Below are 20,965 nucleotides of genomic sequence, written 5' to 3'. Positions count from 1 at the left end.
GAATGGGCAAATCGTATTTGCAACGGAAGTACCCTACGAAAAGGAACGCAATGTGGGTAACGCAGTTAAATTAGGCGATAGCGACACAGGGCATGGGAGTCATCCACCGACACCTGTCGCTGCAGGTTCATCAACGGTTAAAGTTGATGGTTTGCCGTTGGCTCGTCAGGGCGATCCGCTGTCTCATCATGGTCATGACCGGAGCATTAGCAGCGGTTCATCCAGCGTACTCGTTGATGGTAAACCAGCAGCACGCACGGGTGATGCAGTAAGCTGTGGGGGCGTGTTGATTGGTGGGGGAAGTGTGAATATCGGATGATATACCACAGTACTTCCCCCATCTTTAGTAAACAGGCGTTCATTGAACGCCTGTTGTCTTTTTAAAAATTAACCCTCAATGGAAGGGTCTTCTCTCATCACAACCGTATCGGTTTAATATTCCAGATATCTTCTGCGTATTCGCCGATGGTGCGGTCGGACGAGAAATAGCCCATGTTGGCAATATTCTGGACGGCACAGCGCGCCCATTCGTCCTTTTTCGCATACAGCTCATCCACCCGATCCTGCGTATCCACATAGCTGCGATAATCTGCCAGTAGCTGGTAGTAATCGCCAAAATTCACCAGTGAATCAAACAGATCGCTATAACGTCGGCTATCATCAGGGCTGAAAACGCCCGTGGTGATTTGCGTCAGCACGCGGTGCAGTTCTTCGTCCTGATCGTAATATTGCCGTGGGTTGTAGCCGTTCTGACGTAGCGCTTCAACCTGATCGGCCGTGTTGCCAAAGATGAACATATTCTCTTCGCCAATATGTTCCAGCATTTCAACATTCGCCCCATCCAGCGTGCCAATCGTCAGCGCACCGTTCAGGGCAAACTTCATATTACTGGTTCCGGAGGCTTCCGTGCCCGCCAGCGAGATCTGTTCAGAGAGATCCGCCGCTGGGATGATCATCTGTGCCAGACTCACGCTGTAGTTCGGGATGAAGACCACTTTCAGCCGATCGTGCAGGGTCGGATCGTTGTTGATCACCTTCGCGACATCGTTGATCAAGTTAATAATATGCTTCGCCATGTAATAGGCTGATGCGGCTTTGCCCGCAAAAATGACGACACGCGGTACACGCTCGACCTCAGGGTCATCCTTAATGCGGTTATAGAGTGTGATGACGTGCAGCACGTTCAGCAACTGCCGCTTGTATTCGTGAATACGCTTAATCTGCACATCAAACAGCGATTCCGGGTTAACCACAATATTCAGGTTTTCCGCCATATAGGTCGCTAAACGCACTTTGTTCTTCAGCTTCACCTTGCTGATTTTCTGCACAAATGCCGGATAATCGATGTGCTGTTTCAGTTCGCTCAATTGGCTCAGATCGGTGCGCCAGGTCTGCCCAATGGTGTCATCCAGCAGTTTGGAGAGCGACGGGTTAGCCAGCGCCAGCCAGCGCCGCGGCGTCACACCGTTGGTTTTATTACAGAAGCGGTTAGGGAAGAGACGGGCGAAATCGGCAAACAGAGACTGCACCATCAGATCCGAGTGCAGCTCCGATACGCCGTTCACCTTATGGCTGGCCACTACAGCCAGCCACGCCATGCGTATTTTACGCCCGTTGTTTTCATCAATGATGGAAACCCGCGCCAACAGTTCGTTGTCATCGGGGACTTCTTTCTGGACGTACTCCAGAAAATGTTCGTTAATTTCGAAAATCAATTGCAGATGGCGCGGCAGGATTTTACCCAGCATATCAACCGGCCAGGTTTCCAGCGCTTCCTGCATCAGCGTGTGGTTGGTGTAGGAGAAGACTTTCCTCACCACGGTCCACGCCTCTATCCATTTGAATTTGTGCTCATCGATCAGCAAACGCATCAGCTCAGGGATGGCCAGCACCGGATGCGTATCGTTCAAGTGAATGGCGAACTTCTCTGCCAAATTGTTGTACGTTTTGTGCATCATCCAGTGACGGTTGAGAATGTCCTGCACCGTGGCGGAAACCAGGAAGTATTCCTGACGCAGACGCAGTTCGCGGCCTGAATAGGTGGAATCATCGGGATACAGCACGCGCGACACGTTTTCCGAGTGGTTTTTATCTTCTACCGCCGCAAAATAGTCGCCCTGATTAAATTTACCCAAATTGATTTCGTTACTGGCCTGCGCGCCCCACAGACGCAGTGTATTGGTGGCATCGGTATCAAAACCGGGAATGATTTGGTCGTAGGCACACGCAATAACTTCTTCCGTTTCCAACCAGCGCATTTTGCTGCCTTCCTGCTGGATTCGGCCGCCGAAGCGCACTTTGTAGCGCGTGCTGTGGCGCGGGAATTCCCACGCATTACCGTATTCCAGCCAGTAGTCCGGCGATTCAGCCTGCCTGCCGTTAACAATATTCTGTTTGAACATACCGTATTCGTAGCGAATACCGTAGCCGCGCCCCGGCAGCGCCATCGTCGCCAGCGAATCCAGAAAACAGGCAGCCAGACGCCCCAGGCCGCCGTTCCCTAAGCCGGGATCGTTTTCTTCCTGTAGCAGATCGTCCAGTTCCAGCCCCATGCCATCCAGCGCGGCCTTCAGATCGTCATACAGTCCCATCGCCAGCAGCGCGTTCGACAACGTCCGCCCCAGCAAAAATTCCATCGACAGGTAATAGACCTGCCGCACATCCTGCGAAAGCTGTGCCCGATTCGAGCGCAGCCAGCGCTCCACCATCCGGTCACGCACGGCCAGCAGCGTAGCATTCAGCCAGTCATGTTTATTCGCAATAGAGGGATCTTTCCCCACGCTAAACATGAGCTTGTAAGCAATAGAGTGTTTCAGCGCTTCCACACTGAGCGTTGGTGAAGTATAGATAAACGGCGAGTTCATAATATTCATTCCCAAGTGAGTGTTACCCTACCCTGTCGTTTTCAGATTGCACGAGGATGACGCGCAGCGGGAAAACTAGTGGGTATACAAGCGTTGATAGAGCGCACCATAAGCCTGAGCAGAAACCTGCCAACCAAAATCCATCGCCATCGCCTGACGCTGCACATAGCGCCATAGCGTGGGTCGGGACCACAACACAAACACACGACGAATCGCGCGGGATAGCGATCCCACACTGCAATCGTTAAAGACGAACCCGCTTGCCAGCCCATCCGCCAGATTCTCCAGCGAACAGTCCGATACCGTATCCGCCAGCCCGCCGGTTCGGCGTACCAGCGGCAACGTGCCATATTTCAGGCCGTAGAGCTGCGTTAACCCGCAAGGCTCAAATCGGCTCGGCACCATGATGACATCCGCGCCGCCAATAATGCGGTGCGAGAAGGACTCGTGATAGCCAATCTGTACGCCAACCTGACCGTGATATTCCGCCGCCGCCGCCAGAAAGCCCTCCTGTAAATCCGCATCCCCTGCGCCCAGCACCACCAGTTGCCCGCCCTGTTCCAGCAGGTCCGGCACCACGCTTAGCGCAATATCGAGCCCTTTCTGACTGGTCAAGCGGCTGACGATGGCAAAAACCGGTGCCTTGTCGTCCACCTTCAGGCCCATCGCCGTTTGCAGATGCCGCTTGTTTGCGGCTTTGTCCGCTAAAGCATCTCGGGAGTAATGGCTGGTGAGTAAAGGATCGTGCGCCGGATTCCAAATCGTTTCGTCTACGCCGTTGAGGATGCCGGACAGCCGTCCTTCTTCTTCGCGCGTTTTCAGCAAACCTTCCATGCCGTAGCCATAAGCCGGTAGCGTAATCTCGTGCGCGTAGGTTGGGCTGACGGTCGTAATATGGTCAGCGTAGTACAATCCCGCCTTGAGGTAGGAAATCTGGCCGTAAAACTCCAGCCCGTACACCTGAAAGAACTCGCTCGGCAGGTGGAGATTCGGCATATGCCGGGCATCAAACAGCCCCTGATAGGCCAGGTTATGAACGGTAAAGACCGATTTCGCCGGACGGTTGCGCGCCGCCAGATAGGCACAGGTCAGCCCCGCGTGCCAGTCATGGGCATGCACAACATCAGGCAGCCAGTAGCGATCCAGCCCGCATGCCATTTCACATCCCATCCACCCCAGCAGCGCAAACCGCAGGTAGTTGTCAGCATACGCATAAAGCGCCGGGTCGTGATAAGGGCTGCCCGCGCGTTCATACAGCTCAGGCACATCAATCAAATAAATACCGACGCCGTTAAAATGGCCGAACAGCAGCGTGACGTGTCCCGCGAAGGTATCCAGCTCACGCACAACCTGTAGGTTGGCGATGCCTTTTTTCAGATCGGGGAAGGCAGGCAGGATGACACGGGCATCCATCCCCGCCGCAATCTGCGCGCCGGGCAACGCACCAGCCACATCCGCCAGTCCACCGGTTTTCAATAGTGGAAATAGCTCCGAACAAACATGTAAGACCCGCATTATTACTCCCGTTTTGTTCCGATGGTGTTTACAGCTTTTCCAACATTGATCGCGTGACCAGCACGATCCCCTCTTCCGAACGGTAAAAACGGCGGCTATCCTCTTCCGCGTTTTCACCAATCACCATGCCTTCCGGCAAGTGGCAGGCGCGATCGATGACACAACGGCGTAAACGGCAGGAGCGCCCCACGTTGACATCCGGCAGGATCACCGTCGAATCGATACTGCAAAACGAATTCACCCGCACGCGCGGGAACAGCACGGAATGCGTGACAACAGAACCGGAGACGATGCAGCCCCCGGATACCAGCGAGTTCATTGTCATGCCGTGACTGCCGGAACGGTCCTGAACAAATTTGGCGGGCGGCAACGATTCAATCGCGGAACGAATCGGCCAGTGCCGATCGTACACATCCAGCTCCGGCGTAACGGACGCCAAATCGAGATTGGCGCGCCAGTAGGCTTCCAGCGTGCCGACATCCCGCCAATACTGATGTTCATCTTCGCCCGATGTGACGCACGACAGCGTAAAAGGATGCGCCCAGGCCAGACGCTGCGAGACAATCTTCGGAATCAAATCCTGCCCAAAGTCGTGGGCAGAATCCGTCGCGCTACGATCCGTTTCCAGTAATTGATAAAGATAGTCCGCATTAAAAACATAGATCCCCATGCTCGCGAGCGCCATATCGGGGTTATCCGGCATCGGCGTCGGGTTATCCGGTTTTTCGGCAAAATCGAGGATGCGGTGCTGTTTGTCGACACTCATGACACCAAAGGCGCTGGCTTCTTCGATCGGTACGGGCAGACAGGCGACGGTACATTCCGCTCCCTTCTCCACGTGATCGATGAGCATACGTGAGTAGTCCATCTTGTAGATGTGATCGCCCGCGAGGATCACCACATACTCCGCACGATAGCGTCGAATGATGTCGAGATTCTGACACACCGCATCTGCCGTTCCCCGATACCAGTGATCGGTCGAATGGCGCTGCTGCGCAGGAAGTAAATCGACAAATTCGTTCATTTCCGCATTCAGAAATGACCAGCCGCGCTGAATGTGCTGCACCAGCGTATGCGACTGATATTGCGTAATCACGCCAATACGGCGGATACCGGAATTCAGGCAGTTAGAGAGCGCGAAATCAATAATGCGAAATTTGCCGCCAAAATGGACGGCAGGCTTGGCACGTAATGCCGTCAACCCTTTCAGTCGCGTTCCACGGCCTCCGGCCAAAATTAATGCCACGGATTTCAAAGGGAGCTGTCTTGCCAACATCAGAGGGTCATGCTTGTCGTTATTCACCATGGCTATCTCCTGATTATTCTTTTAATGGCTTGCGCTTAGGCGGTCTGCTTTATCAAGACGCTTACCGCCTGCGCTTGTCCGTGCCAAATTCCACCTTCAGGCGGATTCGTCTCATCAAACGGCGGTGAAACCTGCCAGTGGCCTTCTGGCAAAATGAACGCACCGGCATGCAGGCTGGCGTTAAACAACACGAGCCAACGACCGGAAAGTAAAATCTGTAGCTGATGCTCCCCTTGCTCCCATTGCTGCGGCGTCAAAGGCTGCCCTTCTCGGTTCAGCCACTGCACTGCACCATCCCCTTCTTGCCACCACGTTTCCTGCTGCAATGCCGGAATCGTGCGGCGTAACTGGATCAATCCGGCGACAAACTCACGCAGCGCGCTATTCGCGTTTTCCCAGTGCAGCCAGGTCAATTCGTTGTCCTGACAGTAGGCGTTGTTGTTGCCCTGCTGGCTGTGTCCCAGTTCATCGCCCGCCAGCAACATTGGCGTTCCCTGCGACAGAATCAGCGTCGTCAGCAGCGCCTTCTGGCTGGCCAGTCGGCGTTGAAGGATGTCGTCATCCGCTTCCAACCCTTCCGTACCGTGGTTATTGCTGAAATTGCTACCTGTGCCGTCGCGGTTGCCCTCGCCGTTGGCGTCATTGTGCTTGTGGTTGAAACTCACCAGATCGCGCAGCGTAAAGCCGTCATGGGCCGTCAGTTTGTTGATGGAGGCATGAGGCAGGCGGTCACGCTGCTGGAAGATGTCGCTGGAAGCAGCAAAGCGGCGGGCGAATGCGCCAAGAGAAATGTCACCATGCAGCCAAAAGCGGCGCATGTCGTCACGGTAGCGGTCGCTCCATTCGGCAAACGGTGTCGGGAATTGACCGAGCTGATAACCGCCATGTCCGATGTCCCACGGTTCAGCGATCAGCTTGCAGCCCTGTAAGCGGCTATCATTTTTCATAGCAGACAGCAGCGGCGCGTCGGCGGTAAAATCCGGGGTACGCCCCAGCACCGTTGCCAGATCGAAGCGGAAACCATCTACGTGGCAGACCTCGCGCCAGAAATGCAGGCAGTCCATCACCCAATCCATCACCGCCGGATGATTCAGGCGCAACACATTGCCGCAGCCAGTCCAGTTATGGTATTCGCCGTTTTCAGTCAGCCAGTAGTAGCTACGGTTGTCGATACCGCGCTGGCACAGCGTGGGCCCTTCGACGTCCAGCTCGGCGCTGTGGTTAAACACCACATCCAGAATGACCTCGATGCCCGCATGATGCAGCGCTTTCACCGCATCGCGAAATTCATTCAGCGCGTCGTCGCCCGCGGCCAGACTGTTATCGACGGCAAACGGCAGCAGCACGTTATAGCCCCAGTAGTTACGCAGCCCCAGTTGCTGAAGCCGGGGTTCATCGGCATGCTGCTGTACAGGAAGCAGCTCCAGCGCCGTGATGCCCAGCGACGTCAGATAGTCAATCATCACCGGATGGCCTAACGCCGCATAGCTACCGCGAATGTCTTCGGGGATATCGGGATGCAACTGCGTCAGCCCACGGACATGCGCCTCATAAATCACCGTCTGATTCCAGGGCGTTTGCGGATGCTGGTCATCCTGCCAGTCATAATCCTCAGCCGTAACGACACACTTCGCCATAATGCCAGCGCTATCGCGCTCATCTCGTTGGTCAATCCCGCCTTGCAGGCAAGCGTCATCCACCACCCAGCCATCAAGCTGGCGGGCGCACGGATCCAACAGCAGTTTATGCGGATTGAAGCGCAAACCCTGCGACGGTTCGAACGGCCCATCGACCCGGAAACCGTAGCGTAGCCCCGGCTGTGCATCAGGGAGATAGCCATGCCAGATATCGCCGCTGCGTGCAGTCAGCGCGATGCGCTGCTCCTGCTGATGTTCATCAAATACACACAGTTCGACTCGCTCGGCATCCGCCGAAAACAGCGCGAAATTCACGCCGCTGCCGTCAAAACTGGCTCCCAGCGGCGTCGGCTTGCCCGTCTGCAATTCCGCCATTTACGCCTCCTTCACCAGATACAGCGTGGCAAGCGGCGGAATAGTCAGAACCAGAGAATGCTGGCGCTGGTGGCTAGCGTGCTCCTCGCTGTAAATCGTCCCGACATTGCCCGTATCGCTACCGTTGTAGTGAACCGAATCCGTGTTGAGCACTTCTCGCCAGCCGCCAGGCTGGTTAATGCCGATACGGTATCCATAGCGTGGAACCGGCGTGAAGTTGCTGACCACCAGCATCTCATTGCCTTGCTCATCACGCCGGACAAAGACAAAGACCGAGTTTTCCCGGTCATCCACCACCAGCCATTCAAAGCCCTGAGGCTGGAAATCAAGCTGATACAGCGGCGGCTGCTGGCGATAGCAGTGGTTAAGATCGCGCACCAGCTTCTGCACGCCGCGGTGCCAACCTTCCGGCTCATCCAGCAGGTGCCAGTCCAGACTGGCGTCGTGGTTCCACTCACGCCCTTGCGCAAATTCGCCGCCCATAAACAGCAGCTTCTTGCCGGGATACGCCCACATAAAGCCGTAATACGCGCGCAAATTGGCAAATTTCTGCCAGACATCGCCGGGCATGCGATCCAGCAGCGAGCGCTTACCATGCACCACTTCATCGTGAGACAGCGGCAGCACGAAATTCTCGCTATAGGCGTACAACATGCCGAACGTCAGCAAATCATGATGGTATTTGCGGTGAACCGGATCGTGCTGCATATAAGCCAGCGTGTCGTGCATCCAGCCCATATTCCACTTGTAGTGAAACCCTAACCCGTTGCAGTCCGGCGGCAGCGTGACGCCTGGATAATCGGTGGACTCTTCGGCCAGCGTGATCGCCGCGGGCGCGGCATGACCCAGCATATGGTTGGTGTAACGTAGAAACGCAATCGCTTCGAGGTTCTCTTTACCGCCGTAATGGTTCGGTACCCACTCGCCTTCACTGCGGCTGTAGTCGCGGTAAATCATGGAAGCCACAGCGTCGACCCGCAGGCCGTCGATGCCATAGCGCTCCATCCAGAACAGCGCGTTGCCCGCCAGATAGTTACGCACCTCATGGCGACCATAGTTATAAATCAGCGTGTTCCAGTCCTGATGATAGCCTTCACGCGGATCGGCATATTCATACAGCGCGGTACCGTCAAACTGCGCCAGACCGTATTCGTCGCCGGGAAAATGCCCCGGCACCCAGTCCAGCAGGACGTTAATACCTGCCCCATGGAGCGCATCAACAAAGGCTCTGAACTCAGACGCGGTGCCGAAACGGCGCGTTGGCGCATACAGCCCCAGCGGTTGGTAACCCCAGCTACCATCGAACGGATGTTCGTTAATCGGCATCAGCTCCACGTGCGTGAAACCCATGTACAGCACATAATCAATCAGCTGATTCGCCAGTTCTTCATAGCTCAGCCAGAAATTGTTATCCGTATGCCGCCGCCAGGAACCAAGGTGAACTTCATAAATGGAGATCGGTGAACGCAGACCGTTCGCCTCACGCCGGGCGTCGCTGGTCGGGACTTTCTCAGGCAGCGGTGTAATCAGCGAGGCCGTATCCGGGCGCATCTGCGCTTCGAACGCATACGGATCGGCCTTCAGCCGGACGTTGCCGTGGCTGTCGATCATTTCATATTTGTAGAGCTGCCCCGCTTTCACATCGGGCAGAAACAGTTCCCAAATACCGTTTTCCTGCCGCAGCCGCATCGGATGACGTCGACCATCCCAGAAGTTGAACTGCCCCACCACTGAAACGCGCTGGGCATTCGGCGCCCAGACGGCGAAGCGCGTGCCTTCAACACCGTCCAGCGTTTCCAGATGTGCGCCTAGCCGCTCGTAAGGCCGCAGGTGGGTGCCTTCAGCCAAAAGCCAAATGTCCATATCCTGCAACAGCGGGCCAAAACGGTAAGGATCTTCAATGACCCAGGTTTCTTCACCCCAGGTCACGGCCAGTTGATAACGGAAGGCATTTTTCCGGCGCGGCACCAGACCACAAAAAAAACCGCGTTCGTCTACACTATCCAGCTCGACGATTTTTCGTCCATTGCTGGCATCCACAACCCAGACTGCCTGCGCATCCGGCAGCAGTGCCCGAACTTCAAGACCTTTGGAGGAATGATGCATACCTAACAGCGAAAACGGATCGGCATAGTGCCCGGAAATAAGTGAATTAATCGCCTCAGAAAACGCTGACATGGTATCCATCCTCTGATTAACCATTTGAATTAAATAAATAAGTAATATAAAAAGCGCATTACGTTGTGCTTATATTCTCCCGTTACTTATTTTTAACAAAAATTCAATAAAAATAACGGGTTATTAGCTTGCTAATGAATAACGGCGACGTGTAAAAATAATGAATACTATGAAAGAGTTCTTGAACCACGCCCCCTAATTCAGCGTAGTCAAAGAACGGAGAAATATCAGAGAACGGATGAAATTTTTCCGTTTATATTTATATGAATAAGTTATGACACGGGATAATTAGCATCTTTTGTTTAAAGATCGGTTCGTCTGCTAGCAAAAAGCAGTACAATTTGGCGGTTCGCGTATGATGAGATCCCGCCCATGGTTAGCCAGATTGATCTGATTCTTTCCCTGTTACAGCAGATGTGTGTTTATCTGGTTATCGCCTATCTGCTCAGTAAAACACCGCTTTTTATCCCGCTGATGCAGGTCACCATCCGCCTGCCACACAAGCTGGTCTGCTATCTGGTGTTTTCCGTGTTTTGCATTATGGGAACCTATTTCGGCCTGCATATAGACGATTCTATTGCCAATACCCGCGCGACGGGCGCCGTGCTCGGCGGCATGCTGGGCGGCCCTTCCGTCGGCTTTCTCGTCGGGTTAACGGGCGGATTACACCGCTATTCGATGGGCGGGATGACCGCGCTGGCCTGTATGCTGTCGACGATTGCCGAAGGCTTGCTCGGCGGGCTGTTACACCGCTATCTGGCACGCCGCAACCGCATCGATTTGCTGTTCCAGCCCCTCGTCGTCGGCCTGACCGCGCTGGTCGCGGAGATACTGCAAATGGCGATTATTCTGCTGGTTGCCCGTCCGTTTGATAACGCGGTTGAACTGGTTCGAGACATCGCTCTACCGATGATGATCACCAACACCATCGGTGCCGCCATGTTCATGCGCATCCTGCTCGACAGACGCGCCATTTTTGAAAAATACACCTCTGCGTTTTCCGCCAAGGCTCTGCAAATCGCCGCCCGCGCCGAAGGGGCGCTACGTCAGGGATTCAACCCGCAAAACAGTATGCGCGTCGCCCGTATTTTGTATGAAGAGCTGGGAGTGGGTGCCGTAGCCATTACCGATCGCGACAAACTGCTGGCCTTCATCGGGCTGGGCGACGACCACCACAATGTCGGTGCGCCTATCACGTCATCACACACCCGTCGGGCGATAGACAACAATCAGGTGGTGTACGCCGACGGCAACGAAGTGTCTTATACCTGTTCGGTTTCATCACACTGCAAACTCGGCTCCACGCTAGTGATCCCGCTGCGTGGCGAAGATCAGCGCGTTGTCGGCACGATCAAGCTTTATGAGCCCAAGAACAAGCTATTTTCCAGCATTAACCGCACGCTGGGGGAAGGGATCGCCCACCTGCTTTCCGCACAGATTCTGACGGGCCGTTTTGAACAGCAGAAACAGCTACTGGCCCAATCGGAAATCAAGCTGCTACACGCACAGGTCAACCCGCATTTTCTGTTTAACGCACTGAACACGCTGTCCGCCGTGATACGACGCAACCCCGATCACGCTCGCCAGCTGGTGTTGTCCCTGTCGACGTTTTTCCGTAAAAACCTCAAGCGCAGCAACGATGAAGTGTCGCTCAATGACGAGCTAGAACACGTTAATGCCTATCTCGCAATCGAAAAAGCGCGCTTTGCCGATCACCTTACCGTAGACATTTCGCTACCGGAGGCGCTGCGTGAAGCGCGGTTACCCGCGTTTTCCCTGCAACCGATTGTCGAAAATGCGATTAAGCACGGTATCTCTCAGATGATTGAAAACGGGCATATCCACATTAGCGGACGCCTGCACGCCAACACGCTGGAACTGTCAGTGGAAGATAACGCTGGTACCTATCAGCCTCGCAGCGGCGGCGATGGGCTGGGCATGAATCTGGTCGACCGTCGCATCAAAGCACGCTACGGCAACCGCTATGGCATCACGGTAGTCAGCGAAGCGGATAAATTCACCCGGGTCGAAGTACGCGTTCCACTGATCTCACCCCGTCAGGCATTGGAACAGCTGGATAGCGTGGCGTGATGGGGAGATAAAGGCGTTGTGGGCCAGGTAGCAGGCTACCGTGACGGCAGAGCAAAATCAGTTTATCAATACAAGGAGGCGTTATGACCGATACCGCACTTTATGCCGCATTTGAACAGGCAGTACCCGGATTTTCAGCACACGACATCATTACGCCAGCATTGAATCAATCGCATGGCGAATATGCACAGATCTATTGGCTGGATAATTTATTGGGGGAAGATTTTCTTTGTTATATCGAATGGAAAGAATTTGATCTTCAGGCGCTGGAAGCGTTAACCCCTATTCAGCAAGCAGGGATCGCGTTATCTATAGACAGTTTGTTTGACGAACAGGGTTTCCCAATCGGGGACATCACTCCTGAAGAGTTCTTTTATGATGCATCCGGTTTTTACCTGCCAGTGCTACAGCAGCAGTTACAACAAGCCGAATTGCAGTTGCTTGAAGTTGGATTACTTCAGAACGGCGACGTCTATTTACATGAAAACCCACGTTTTATCTGCACCACAACGGCTAAAGATAAAGTGGATCAGCTAAATCTGTGCCTGCAACAAAGAAGTCTGGTACTTTGCTGAAAATCTCAGTGAGTGATACGCGCCTTGGACGCTGGGCGTTCTGAAATACCCGGCCCGTCGCGGTTCTCGAAGACATACGAGTGAAGAAATACGAGCAGAAATATGGCGCAACACCAAACGATGTTGCGCCAGAAAAGCAGGAGGATTACAGCAGAATGCGCAGCATACGGCGCAGCGGTTCAGCGGCTCCCCACAGCAGCTGATCGCCGACCGTGAAGGCGGACAGGTATTCCGGCCCCATGTTCAGCTTACGCAGACGACCCACCGGCGTAGAGAGCGTGCCCGTTACCGCAGCAGGCGTCAGCTCACGCATGGTGATGTCGCGATCGTTCGGCACCACTTTCACCCAGTCATTGTGGGTTGCCAGCAGTTGTTCGATTTCCGGCAGCGCCACGTCTTTTTTCAGTTTGATGGTGAACGCCTGGCTGTGGCAGCGCAGTGCGCCGACGCGCACGCAGAGGCCGTCAACAGGAATGACGCTACTGGTGCTAAGAATCTTGTTGGTTTCCGCCTGACCTTTCCACTCTTCGCGGCTCTGGCCGTTATCCAGCTGTTTGTCGATCCACGGAATCAGGCTACCTGCCAACGGCACGCCGAAGTTATCAGTCGGCAGCGAACCGCTACGGGTAAGCGCGGTCACTTTACGTTCGATATCCAGAATCGCAGAAGCCGGATCCTGTAGCTCTTTCGCCACTTCACCGTGTAACGAACCCATCTGAGCCAGCAGTTCACGCATGTGACGCGCACCGCCACCAGAAGCTGCCTGATACGTCGCAGCAGAAACCCACTCAACCAGATTGTTCGCAAACAGGCCGCCCAATGACATCAGCATCAGGCTGACGGTACAGTTGCCGCCGGCAAAGGTTTTGATGCCTTTATCCAGACCCTGCTGAATCACACCGTGGTTAACCGGATCCAGAATAATAATCGCGTCATCTTTCATACGCAGTGAGGATGCGGCATCGATCCAATAACCCTGCCAGCCACTTTCACGCAGCTTTGGGTAAACTTCATTGGTATAATCGCCGCCCTGACAGGTAATGATGATGTCCAGCGCGCGCAGTGCATCGATATTATAAGCATCCTGCAACACGCCTTTATGACCACCCAGCGCCGGAGCAGGTTCGCCGTGCTGAGAAGTCGAAAAGAATACCGGGTGAATCACATCAAAGTCGCGTTCTTCCACCATGCGCTGCATGAGAACCGAGCCGACCATACCGCGCCAGCCAATAAAACCAACATTTTTCATGGTAACTGTCCTGCTTTGGGGGTAACAAAAAGAATTCTGGCTAACGTCGATAGCGCTTAGTGATTGCTGGTTCGGTGATCTCCCGCAGAGGTCGCGCGCGCGTCGTGTCGTAAACCTGTAAATAATCGTGTCATTCAACCTTACAAAATGTACATAAAGTCGCAAGTGAATTTATTCGATAGTACGCCCTTTTTCAGCAGTCATTCTAATATCATCAACCTGGCACAGGATAATCACGTTGGTCAGCCCGTGAAGATGGCCCAGGTCAGGAAACAAGGTTTCGGGAGTAAAAAACCAAAATGACAGAAATGATCTCCGCAACAGTGCTGCTGTTGCTCATTATGGATCCACTCGGCAATCTGCCGATTTTTATGTCCGTACTCAAACACCTCGACCCCAAACGCCGACGTGTGGTGCTAATCCGTGAGATGCTGATCGCACTCGGGCTGATGCTGATTTTCCTGTTCGCCGGTGAACGCATTCTGGCATTCCTGAATCTGCGCACCGAAACCGTGTCGATTTCTGGCGGTATCGTGCTGTTCCTCATCGCGATTCGTATGATTTTCCCTTCGCAGGAAGGCAATAGCAGCGGCCTGCCAGCAGGCGAAGAACCGTTTCTGGTGCCCATGGCGATTCCACTGGTAGCGGGGCCGTCGATCCTCGCGGCGCTGATGCTGCTGTCCCACCAGTATCCCAATCAACTACCCCACCTGACGCTGGCGCTGTTTATCGCCTGGACGATCTCATTCATCATCCTGCTGATGTCGGATGTGTTCTTGCGTTTGCTGGGTGAGAAAGGCGTGAGTGCGCTGGAGAAATTGATGGGATTGATTCTGGTCATGCTATCGACGCAGATGTTCCTCGACGGCGTGCGTGCCTACATGAAGTTATAGACGCTCCGTTTCCCCCTGTGTCCTATACATAAATGTGCAAATTATTAGGGGGTTGACGTTATCTGGCGTAAAAATTATGCAGCGATGGGCATGACCACCGAGTGAGCGGCAGGGACGCCGCGAAAGGCTGTGCCGCGCCGGACAAAAACGTCAGAGACGTTTTTGAACAGCACTTGTGCTGGCCCGAAGGGCGAGCCCCGTTTATGGGGCAAGTAAACGCGTCACAGTCGGCTCGAAAAGTGGTCATGAACGCCGATGGCACCGCGTAGCGGCATAATTTAGCCAGAAGCCTGGGGTCATGGGGCGAGCGGCGTTTGAGCCGCCCCATGTCGGGCGCGTGCTACGCAGTAGCATGAAAATAACGACATTATCGCGCACGAAACCGTCTCTTGGTCGGCATAAAAATGTGACTAAAAGCCTCCCTCCGCAAGGAGGGGGCTAAACACATCAGAGGAAAATACTCCCCACTAACGCTATCAGGAACGCGATACTGCCGAGCAACGTTTCCATCACCGTCCAGGTTTTCAGGGTCGTTTTCTCATCCATTTCGAGGAAACGGCCAACCAGCCAGAAGCCTGAGTCGTTCACATGCGACAGCACGGTCGCACCGCCCGCAATCGCTACCACGATAAAGCAGAGATCGAACTGGCTGAGGCCAGGGGTCGCCGCCACCGCTGGTGCCATCAACGCCGCCGTGGTCGTCAACGCTACCGTTGCGGAACCCTGTGCCACACGCAGTGCAGCAGATACCACAAACGCCGCTACAATCACCGGCATACCGGTATCTGCCAACGCGCCAGACAGCGCATCGCCGATACCGCTGGAACGCAGAACGCCACCGAACATCCCGCCCGCACCGGTGACCAGAATAATCGAACAAACCGGGCCCAGCGCGCCTTCACAGATCTTCTCAAGGTGCCGGCGGCTATGCTGGCCGCTAAACATAATCATGGCGAACAAGACCGTAATCAGTAGCGCAATCGGCGTTTTCCCTAACATACGCAGGAACTGCACCAGACCGCTATCACCGCTGATAACGCCCATTACCGTCAGGGTATTCAACCCGGTATCGAGGAAGATCAGGATCAGCGGCAGCAACAGCACCCACATCACCACGCCAAACGCTGGCGGCGTATGCTTCTCATCCGCTTTGACTTCGGTCAGGAAGGTAGACGGCAACGGCAAATGGAATTTCTTACCTGCCCACAGGCCGAACAGATAACCGCCCAGATACCAGGTAGGGTAAGCAATCACAGCACCAACCAGTACCAGCAGGCCAATGTTGGCACCCAGCAGTTCACTGGCAGCAACCGGACCAGGATGCGGCGGCAGCAAGGCGTGCATAACAGCAAACGCGCCCGCAGCAGGGAACGCATAGGTCAGCGTTGAGCCACCAAAACGTTTCGCCACGCTGAAAATAATCGGCAGCATCACGATCAGCCCGGCATCGAAAAAGATCGGGAAGCCGAACAGCAGAGAGGCAAGACCCAGCGCGAAAGGCGCACGTTTCTCACCAAATTTATTGATTAGCGTATCCGCCAGCACATTTGCGCCACCGGTCACTTCCAGCAGGCGGCCAATCATTGCCCCCAGACCAACCAGCAAGGCAACAGATGCCAACGTACTGCCGAAACCGCTGAGCAGCGTAGGAACGAGTTTCTCAAAAGGGGTTTTCGTCGCTAGCGCCGTGATCAGGCTCACCAACGTCAACGCCAAAAACGCGTGGACGCGGAAGCGCATAATCAGTACCAGTAACAGCGCGACCGCACCTGCGGCGATGGTTAATAGCACACTGGCGCTATAGGCGGATGTTATTTCTGTCATCGTTAATAATCTCTTTAGGGCACCCGGTCTGGATTGGCTGATTGTTTGTGAGGTGTATCACATCATCATTTGATACCGGTAACATGATACGGGTAACATGTTAAAATCAGGAACTATCAAACACCATTTAATTTACATTTTGAGATAGAGATCAAATTATGTCAGGTCGAAGCATTATTCTGATGGGCGTATCAGGCAGTGGAAAATCCTCAGTTGGCGCTGAACTTGGCCGCGCCATTCAGGCAAAATTTATTGACGGCGACGATCTGCACCCGCGCGCGAATATCCAGAAAATGGCCAGCGGTACGCCATTGAATGACGACGACCGCGCACCGTGGCTGGAGCGTCTCAGCGATGTTGCCTACAGCCTGGCGCACAAAAACGAGACGGGCATCATCGTCTGTTCCGCGCTGAAAAAGCGTTACCGCGACCGCCTGCGCGAAGGCAACGAAAAGATGGTGTTTATCTATTTGAAAGGCAGCTTTGAGCTGGTTCTGGAGCGTCACAAAGCCAGAGCAGGCCACTTCATGCCGACAGACCTACTGAAAAGCCAGTTCGATGCGCTGGAAGAACCGGGTAGCGATGAGCCGGATGTCCTGAAAGTCGATATTGACGGCACCCGGGAAGACGTCGTGCAACGCTGCGTTGACGCACTGCGCGCGGCAGGCTAACGCAGCGGCTTAGAGGCTTTCGCCGTCCAGCACGGTAAAGCCGACATCGACCCTCTCCTGCGTAACTGGCTCGCCCCGCAGACGAGCCAGCAGTTGTTCGGTGCCGACGCGTCCCATGTGTTCACGCGGTGTCAGTACGCTAGCCAGCTTCGGCACCATCGCCTGACCAATGTCGTGCCCGTGGAAACCCGCTACGCCAATGTCATCCGGCACGCGCAGCCCCTGCCGCTGGCATTCGAACATCGCACCGACGGCTAAGTCGTCATTGGTGCAAAATACGCTATCGACCTGCGGGTATTCCGCCTGCGTCTGCCGCAGCAATTCGCCACCGAGCGAATAGGACGATGCCCGCTCGCTCATCGCGCAATAGCTCTTGAGCCCGCTTTCCCACATCGCTTGCTCGTAGCCCTGACTGCGCATAATCGTACGCTCATCCTGACGCGCACCGAGATAGACGATATGACGATGCCCCAGCGCGACCATACGCAGCGTCATCTGTCGAGCGGCTTCAACGTTATCAAACCCAACAGCCATATCCAGACAGGGTGAGACGGAATCCATCAGCTCAACGACCGGAATGCCAGCAACGTCCAGCATCTGGCGCGTTCGCGGCGTGTGGGTACGTTCAGCCAGAATAAGCCCATCGATGTGATACGACAGCAGGGAAGTCAGACGCTGTTCTTCTCTGTCAGGATGATAGCCATAGTGCGCCAGCATGGTCTGGTAGCCGTGCGCTTCCGCCGTGCGTTCAATCCCGCGCAAGACTTCGGCGAAAACCTGATTAGTTAATGACGGCAGCAGCACGCCAATCGCCCGGCTGGTGGAACTGGCGAGCATATTCGGCGCGAGGTTGGGGATATAGCCCAGCTCATCCAATGCAATAGCGATCTTTTCCTGCAACGCGGCGGATACCTGAGCGGGATTACGCAAATAACGGCTTACCGTCATTTTGGTAATCCCCACGCGATCAGCAACGTCCTGGAGAACGGGTCTTTTTTTCTTCATCGTCGACTAAAATGCCTGAAAAACAGTAATCTAAGTCTAACAAAAAAAGCATTAAGAAAGTAAAGGCAAAGGGGCAGAATCTGAATGATGTAATCAGGTCGTGATAAATAAAAAGCCCGCGTCTTTTCCTACGCGGGCTTCTTCACTTTTCTCACTCGCCGTTATACTGGCGGCAGATCAAACAGCAGGATTTCACTGTCCTCGCTGGCGTGTACGGAGATCGCCGTTTCGTCCCACACTGCAAACGCATCGCTGGCTTCCGCTTTCTGGCCGTTAATCTCTACCGTACCGCGCACCACCTGAACCCAGACGCGGCGACCGGCCTGAATCTGGTACACCGATTGCTCCTGCGCTTTCAGCGCCCAGCGCCACAGCGTCATGTCCTGAAAGACTTTCAGTGAGCCTTCACGCGCATCCGGGGACAGCACCAGTTGACGCCCTTGTTGCACATCAAAGCGCTTCTGCTCGTAGCGCGGCGTCAGCCCGGTTTTTTCCGGGATAATCCAGATTTGATACAGGTGCAGCTGTTCGTCTTTGCTGGCATTGTATTCAGAGTGGCGAATGCCCGTGCCCGCACTCATAATCTGGAACTCACCCGCTGGTACCTGCTCTTTATTTCCCATGCTGTCCTGATGTTCAACCGCACCGGACAATACATAGGTCAGAATTTCCATATCTTTATGCGGATGCGTGCCAAAGCCCTGACCGCCTTCAATAAAGTCCTCATTAATGACGCGCAGTGCCGAAAATCCCATGAAATCAGGATCGTAATAATCGGCAAATGAGAACGTGTGCCAGCTGTCGAGCCAGCCGTGATTCGCATGTCCGCGATCTTGCGCTTGACGTAAATAGATCATGTTATTTCCTCCCGCGTTTTTGATAAGGAAAGTGTAACGGGCGGCGGTAAATAAGATAGCGCAAAAAACTCACCGCTCTGTTCGAAAAATCAGAACAGGATGCAGCATTGAGAAATAAGAATTGAGAAATGGCGGAACCAGAGAATCACTCTGGTTCCGTGTTCAGCGATTACTTAACAACACCTAACGCTGTCGGATCGGGATATAACATCACCCACCGACCACTATCATTGCTCACGCCCGTTCCCGTCGCTGAAATTTGATAGGTGTCAGGATCCATAATGAGGAAGCGCTTATTCGACACGGCCAATAGCGTTCCGTTACCGTTGCCGGAATCGGTATAAATAAAAGATTCGCTGTCGGTGATATTGTCTGCAGACGCCACTAAACGCCCATCAGCGGTGGCAGAAATATATTTCCCCGTCTGTATCGAGCGGAAAGCGAATCTATTTTGATTAAGGTAAACCGCCTGAATTCCACTATTTACCGACGGATTTACGCCATTGACGATAATGGGCGTTGATTCGCCAGTAACCGTGGCCAGCGTCCCGGTATTATCCTGATTCCTGTATTTGCTGACCGATTGCAGAACGATAGACATTGGGCGTGAGGTGGAAGCCTCCGTAGCATTAATAAGCCCTTCATAAGAGGGATGGTCAAAATAGAATTTACCTATCGGCATACGACTGATGACGTCTTTCGTGTAAGGCAGTTTGGTTTCAGGCACGCCGGCAGCGGTGAATAAACTGAAAATCCCCCGATATATTGGCCTGAACTCACCACGAAACGCAGAAGAGATGGTCAGGCCAGGGATCCACGAGCGCCCTTTTCCCATATCCGCAAGCGTATAACCTTTGCCAGGAATCGGCGTATAGGGCACCGTATATCCCAGATTATATTTCGCTGTATATTCCGCAGCCTTAACAAGCGGATAGCTATTATTCGGGTAGCTCACCATATCTGCACCGCTTGTATGATACTGGCGCTGGTTATAGCCAATCTGCGCCGCCATCACCAATAAGCCTAATCCCCCTTGCGCATGCGCCTGATCGCGGCCGCTCTCCTGCAATTGGCCATTATCATTTTGTACATAATGGATAACCGAGCCGTTGCCCTCGCCCTGCTTAAAATACGTTACGGCATTATTATATATTTCAGAATCGTTCAGCCAGACGCCTAAGCTCAGGTTAAATACCGTGTCGGCCGCGTCCCAATTACCATTCGCCCAACCGCCATTTACCTGACCATACGTGATGGTCAATGGGTAAAATACGTTGGTCATCATTTTACTAAACTGCGCAATATCAGCAGACGACCAACCGCTGCCGGTATAGCGCAAAATTTCAGCCGCATTAAGCAATTTATAACCATATAGGCTGGCGGCCAGCTGTGCGTCATTACCTTTAATTGCCGTTAATGTCGTTGACCAGCCGTTAAGAATTTTTATCGCCGCATTCGCATAGGCGGGATTTTTTGTCATCGCCCATTCAATTGCGAGGGACAATGCGGCGGAAGCACTATTCTGTAGCTCGCCGTTTCCCGTATTCCCATTCGTGGGGTCGTTCCGGTATACCACCGCTTTTGGCGTGACCGAATACGTGGAGCTTGCCAAATAGTGAGATTGCAGCAGTTGCCAATCCGTATACCAAGGCTCTTGCTTATTATTGACACCTGCCTTCATCCGCTCCAGATCGGCCTGCGTATAAAGCATACCCGGATGCAGGAAGGCTTTATCGTTGGCGGCCGAGTAGCCTACTCTTAGCCCGCCTAGAAATAGACTCAACAGCATAATTATTAAGAAAAATGCGTTTTTTTTCTTACTCAAGCAGCTATCCATAAACAGTTTCCCTTTTATTAATTGACCTCTATGGCGGTGCGATACCCGTTCGTTTTTCCAGAACGGTATCATCAATAATCGATCGGCA

General features: G+C 53.9%; 15 protein-coding genes. 5 read left to right on the top strand and 10 right to left on the bottom strand.

Annotated features, from left to right (window positions below; translation table 11 throughout):
* Positions 1–52 precede the first annotated feature (52 nt).
* The gene (locus MYB54_RS01445; protein ID WP_206556055.1) at positions 53–319 is read left to right on the top strand and encodes a type VI secretion system PAAR protein; all 267 of its coding nucleotides are present in this window, start codon (positions 53–55) and stop codon (positions 317–319) included.
* A 97-nt stretch (positions 320–416) separates the two neighbouring features.
* Here the strand turns inward: MYB54_RS01445 and glgP are convergent, their stop codons facing one another.
* The 5 genes from glgP to glgB all read right to left on the bottom strand — a co-directional run bounded on the left by glgP (position 417) and on the right by glgB (position 9,875).
* Positions 417–2,864 carry a glycogen phosphorylase gene (gene glgP / locus MYB54_RS01440; protein ID WP_014916897.1) on the bottom strand — a complete coding sequence of 816 codons (2,448 nt, stop codon included), beginning with the start codon at positions 2,862–2,864 and terminating at the stop codon, positions 417–419.
* Positions 2,865–2,939: 75 nt separating this feature from the next.
* Complete coding sequence (glgA, locus tag MYB54_RS01435) at positions 2,940–4,379, bottom strand: glycogen synthase GlgA (protein ID WP_248721416.1); 1,440 nt, start codon at positions 4,377–4,379, stop codon at positions 2,940–2,942.
* 28 nt (positions 4,380–4,407) lie between these two features.
* Positions 4,408–5,685 carry a glucose-1-phosphate adenylyltransferase gene (glgC, locus tag MYB54_RS01430; protein WP_100018001.1) on the bottom strand — a complete coding sequence of 426 codons (1,278 nt, stop codon included), beginning with the start codon at positions 5,683–5,685 and terminating at the stop codon, positions 4,408–4,410.
* A 35-nt stretch (positions 5,686–5,720) separates the two neighbouring features.
* The gene (gene glgX, locus MYB54_RS01425; RefSeq protein WP_248721415.1) at positions 5,721–7,697 is read right to left on the bottom strand and encodes a glycogen debranching protein GlgX; all 1,977 of its coding nucleotides are present in this window, start codon (positions 7,695–7,697) and stop codon (positions 5,721–5,723) included.
* A complete protein-coding gene (gene glgB / locus MYB54_RS01420; protein WP_248721414.1) occupies positions 7,698–9,875 on the bottom strand; it encodes a 1,4-alpha-glucan branching enzyme in 2,178 nt (725 codons plus the stop codon).
* 372 nt (positions 9,876–10,247) lie between these two features.
* Here glgB and MYB54_RS01415 point away from each other — a divergent pair, with 372 nt between their 5' ends.
* Complete coding sequence (locus MYB54_RS01415; RefSeq protein WP_039277645.1) at positions 10,248–11,966, top strand: sensor histidine kinase; 1,719 nt, start codon at positions 10,248–10,250, stop codon at positions 11,964–11,966.
* A gap of 83 nt (positions 11,967–12,049) precedes the next feature.
* Positions 12,050–12,541 carry a hypothetical protein gene (locus tag MYB54_RS01410; protein ID WP_248721413.1) on the top strand — a complete coding sequence of 164 codons (492 nt, stop codon included), beginning with the start codon at positions 12,050–12,052 and terminating at the stop codon, positions 12,539–12,541.
* A gap of 145 nt (positions 12,542–12,686) precedes the next feature.
* Here MYB54_RS01410 and asd read toward each other — a convergent pair whose 3' ends face one another.
* A complete protein-coding gene (gene asd, locus MYB54_RS01405; RefSeq protein WP_039277647.1) occupies positions 12,687–13,790 on the bottom strand; it encodes an aspartate-semialdehyde dehydrogenase in 1,104 nt (367 codons plus the stop codon).
* 299 nt (positions 13,791–14,089) lie between these two features.
* Here asd and MYB54_RS01400 point away from each other — a divergent pair, with 299 nt between their 5' ends.
* The gene (locus tag MYB54_RS01400; protein ID WP_014916905.1) at positions 14,090–14,683 is read left to right on the top strand and encodes a YhgN family NAAT transporter; all 594 of its coding nucleotides are present in this window, start codon (positions 14,090–14,092) and stop codon (positions 14,681–14,683) included.
* A 447-nt stretch (positions 14,684–15,130) separates the two neighbouring features.
* On the opposite strand, the gene MYB54_RS01395 is transcribed toward MYB54_RS01400, so the two are convergent.
* Complete coding sequence (locus MYB54_RS01395) at positions 15,131–16,507, bottom strand: GntP family permease (protein WP_010277889.1); 1,377 nt, start codon at positions 16,505–16,507, stop codon at positions 15,131–15,133.
* Positions 16,508–16,665: 158 nt separating this feature from the next.
* On the opposite strand from MYB54_RS01395, the gene MYB54_RS01390 reads away from it, so the two are divergent.
* Entirely contained in the window at positions 16,666–17,178 is a 513-nt protein-coding gene (locus tag MYB54_RS01390) for a gluconokinase (protein ID WP_010277892.1), read from the top strand.
* Positions 17,179–17,187: 9 nt separating this feature from the next.
* Here MYB54_RS01390 and gntR read toward each other — a convergent pair whose 3' ends face one another.
* The 3 genes from gntR to MYB54_RS01375 all read right to left on the bottom strand — a co-directional run bounded on the left by gntR (position 17,188) and on the right by MYB54_RS01375 (position 20,949).
* Positions 17,188–18,183 carry a gluconate operon transcriptional repressor GntR gene (gene gntR / locus MYB54_RS01385; protein WP_248721412.1) on the bottom strand — a complete coding sequence of 332 codons (996 nt, stop codon included), beginning with the start codon at positions 18,181–18,183 and terminating at the stop codon, positions 17,188–17,190.
* A 161-nt stretch (positions 18,184–18,344) separates the two neighbouring features.
* Entirely contained in the window at positions 18,345–19,040 is a 696-nt protein-coding gene (locus MYB54_RS01380) for a pirin family protein (protein WP_039286197.1), read from the bottom strand.
* A 169-nt stretch (positions 19,041–19,209) separates the two neighbouring features.
* Positions 19,210–20,949: an alginate lyase family protein gene (locus MYB54_RS01375; RefSeq protein ID WP_248721411.1), complete on the bottom strand. Its 1,740-nt coding sequence runs from the start codon at positions 20,947–20,949 to the stop codon at positions 19,210–19,212.
* Positions 20,950–20,965 lie beyond the last annotated feature (16 nt).

Source organism: Pectobacterium nicotianae, assembly GCF_023272715.1.
Classification (GTDB): Bacteria; Pseudomonadota; Gammaproteobacteria; order Enterobacterales; family Enterobacteriaceae; genus Pectobacterium; species Pectobacterium brasiliense.
Note: the sequence above shows the minus strand (reverse complement) of the source record. Positions and strands in the feature narration are given on the sequence as shown.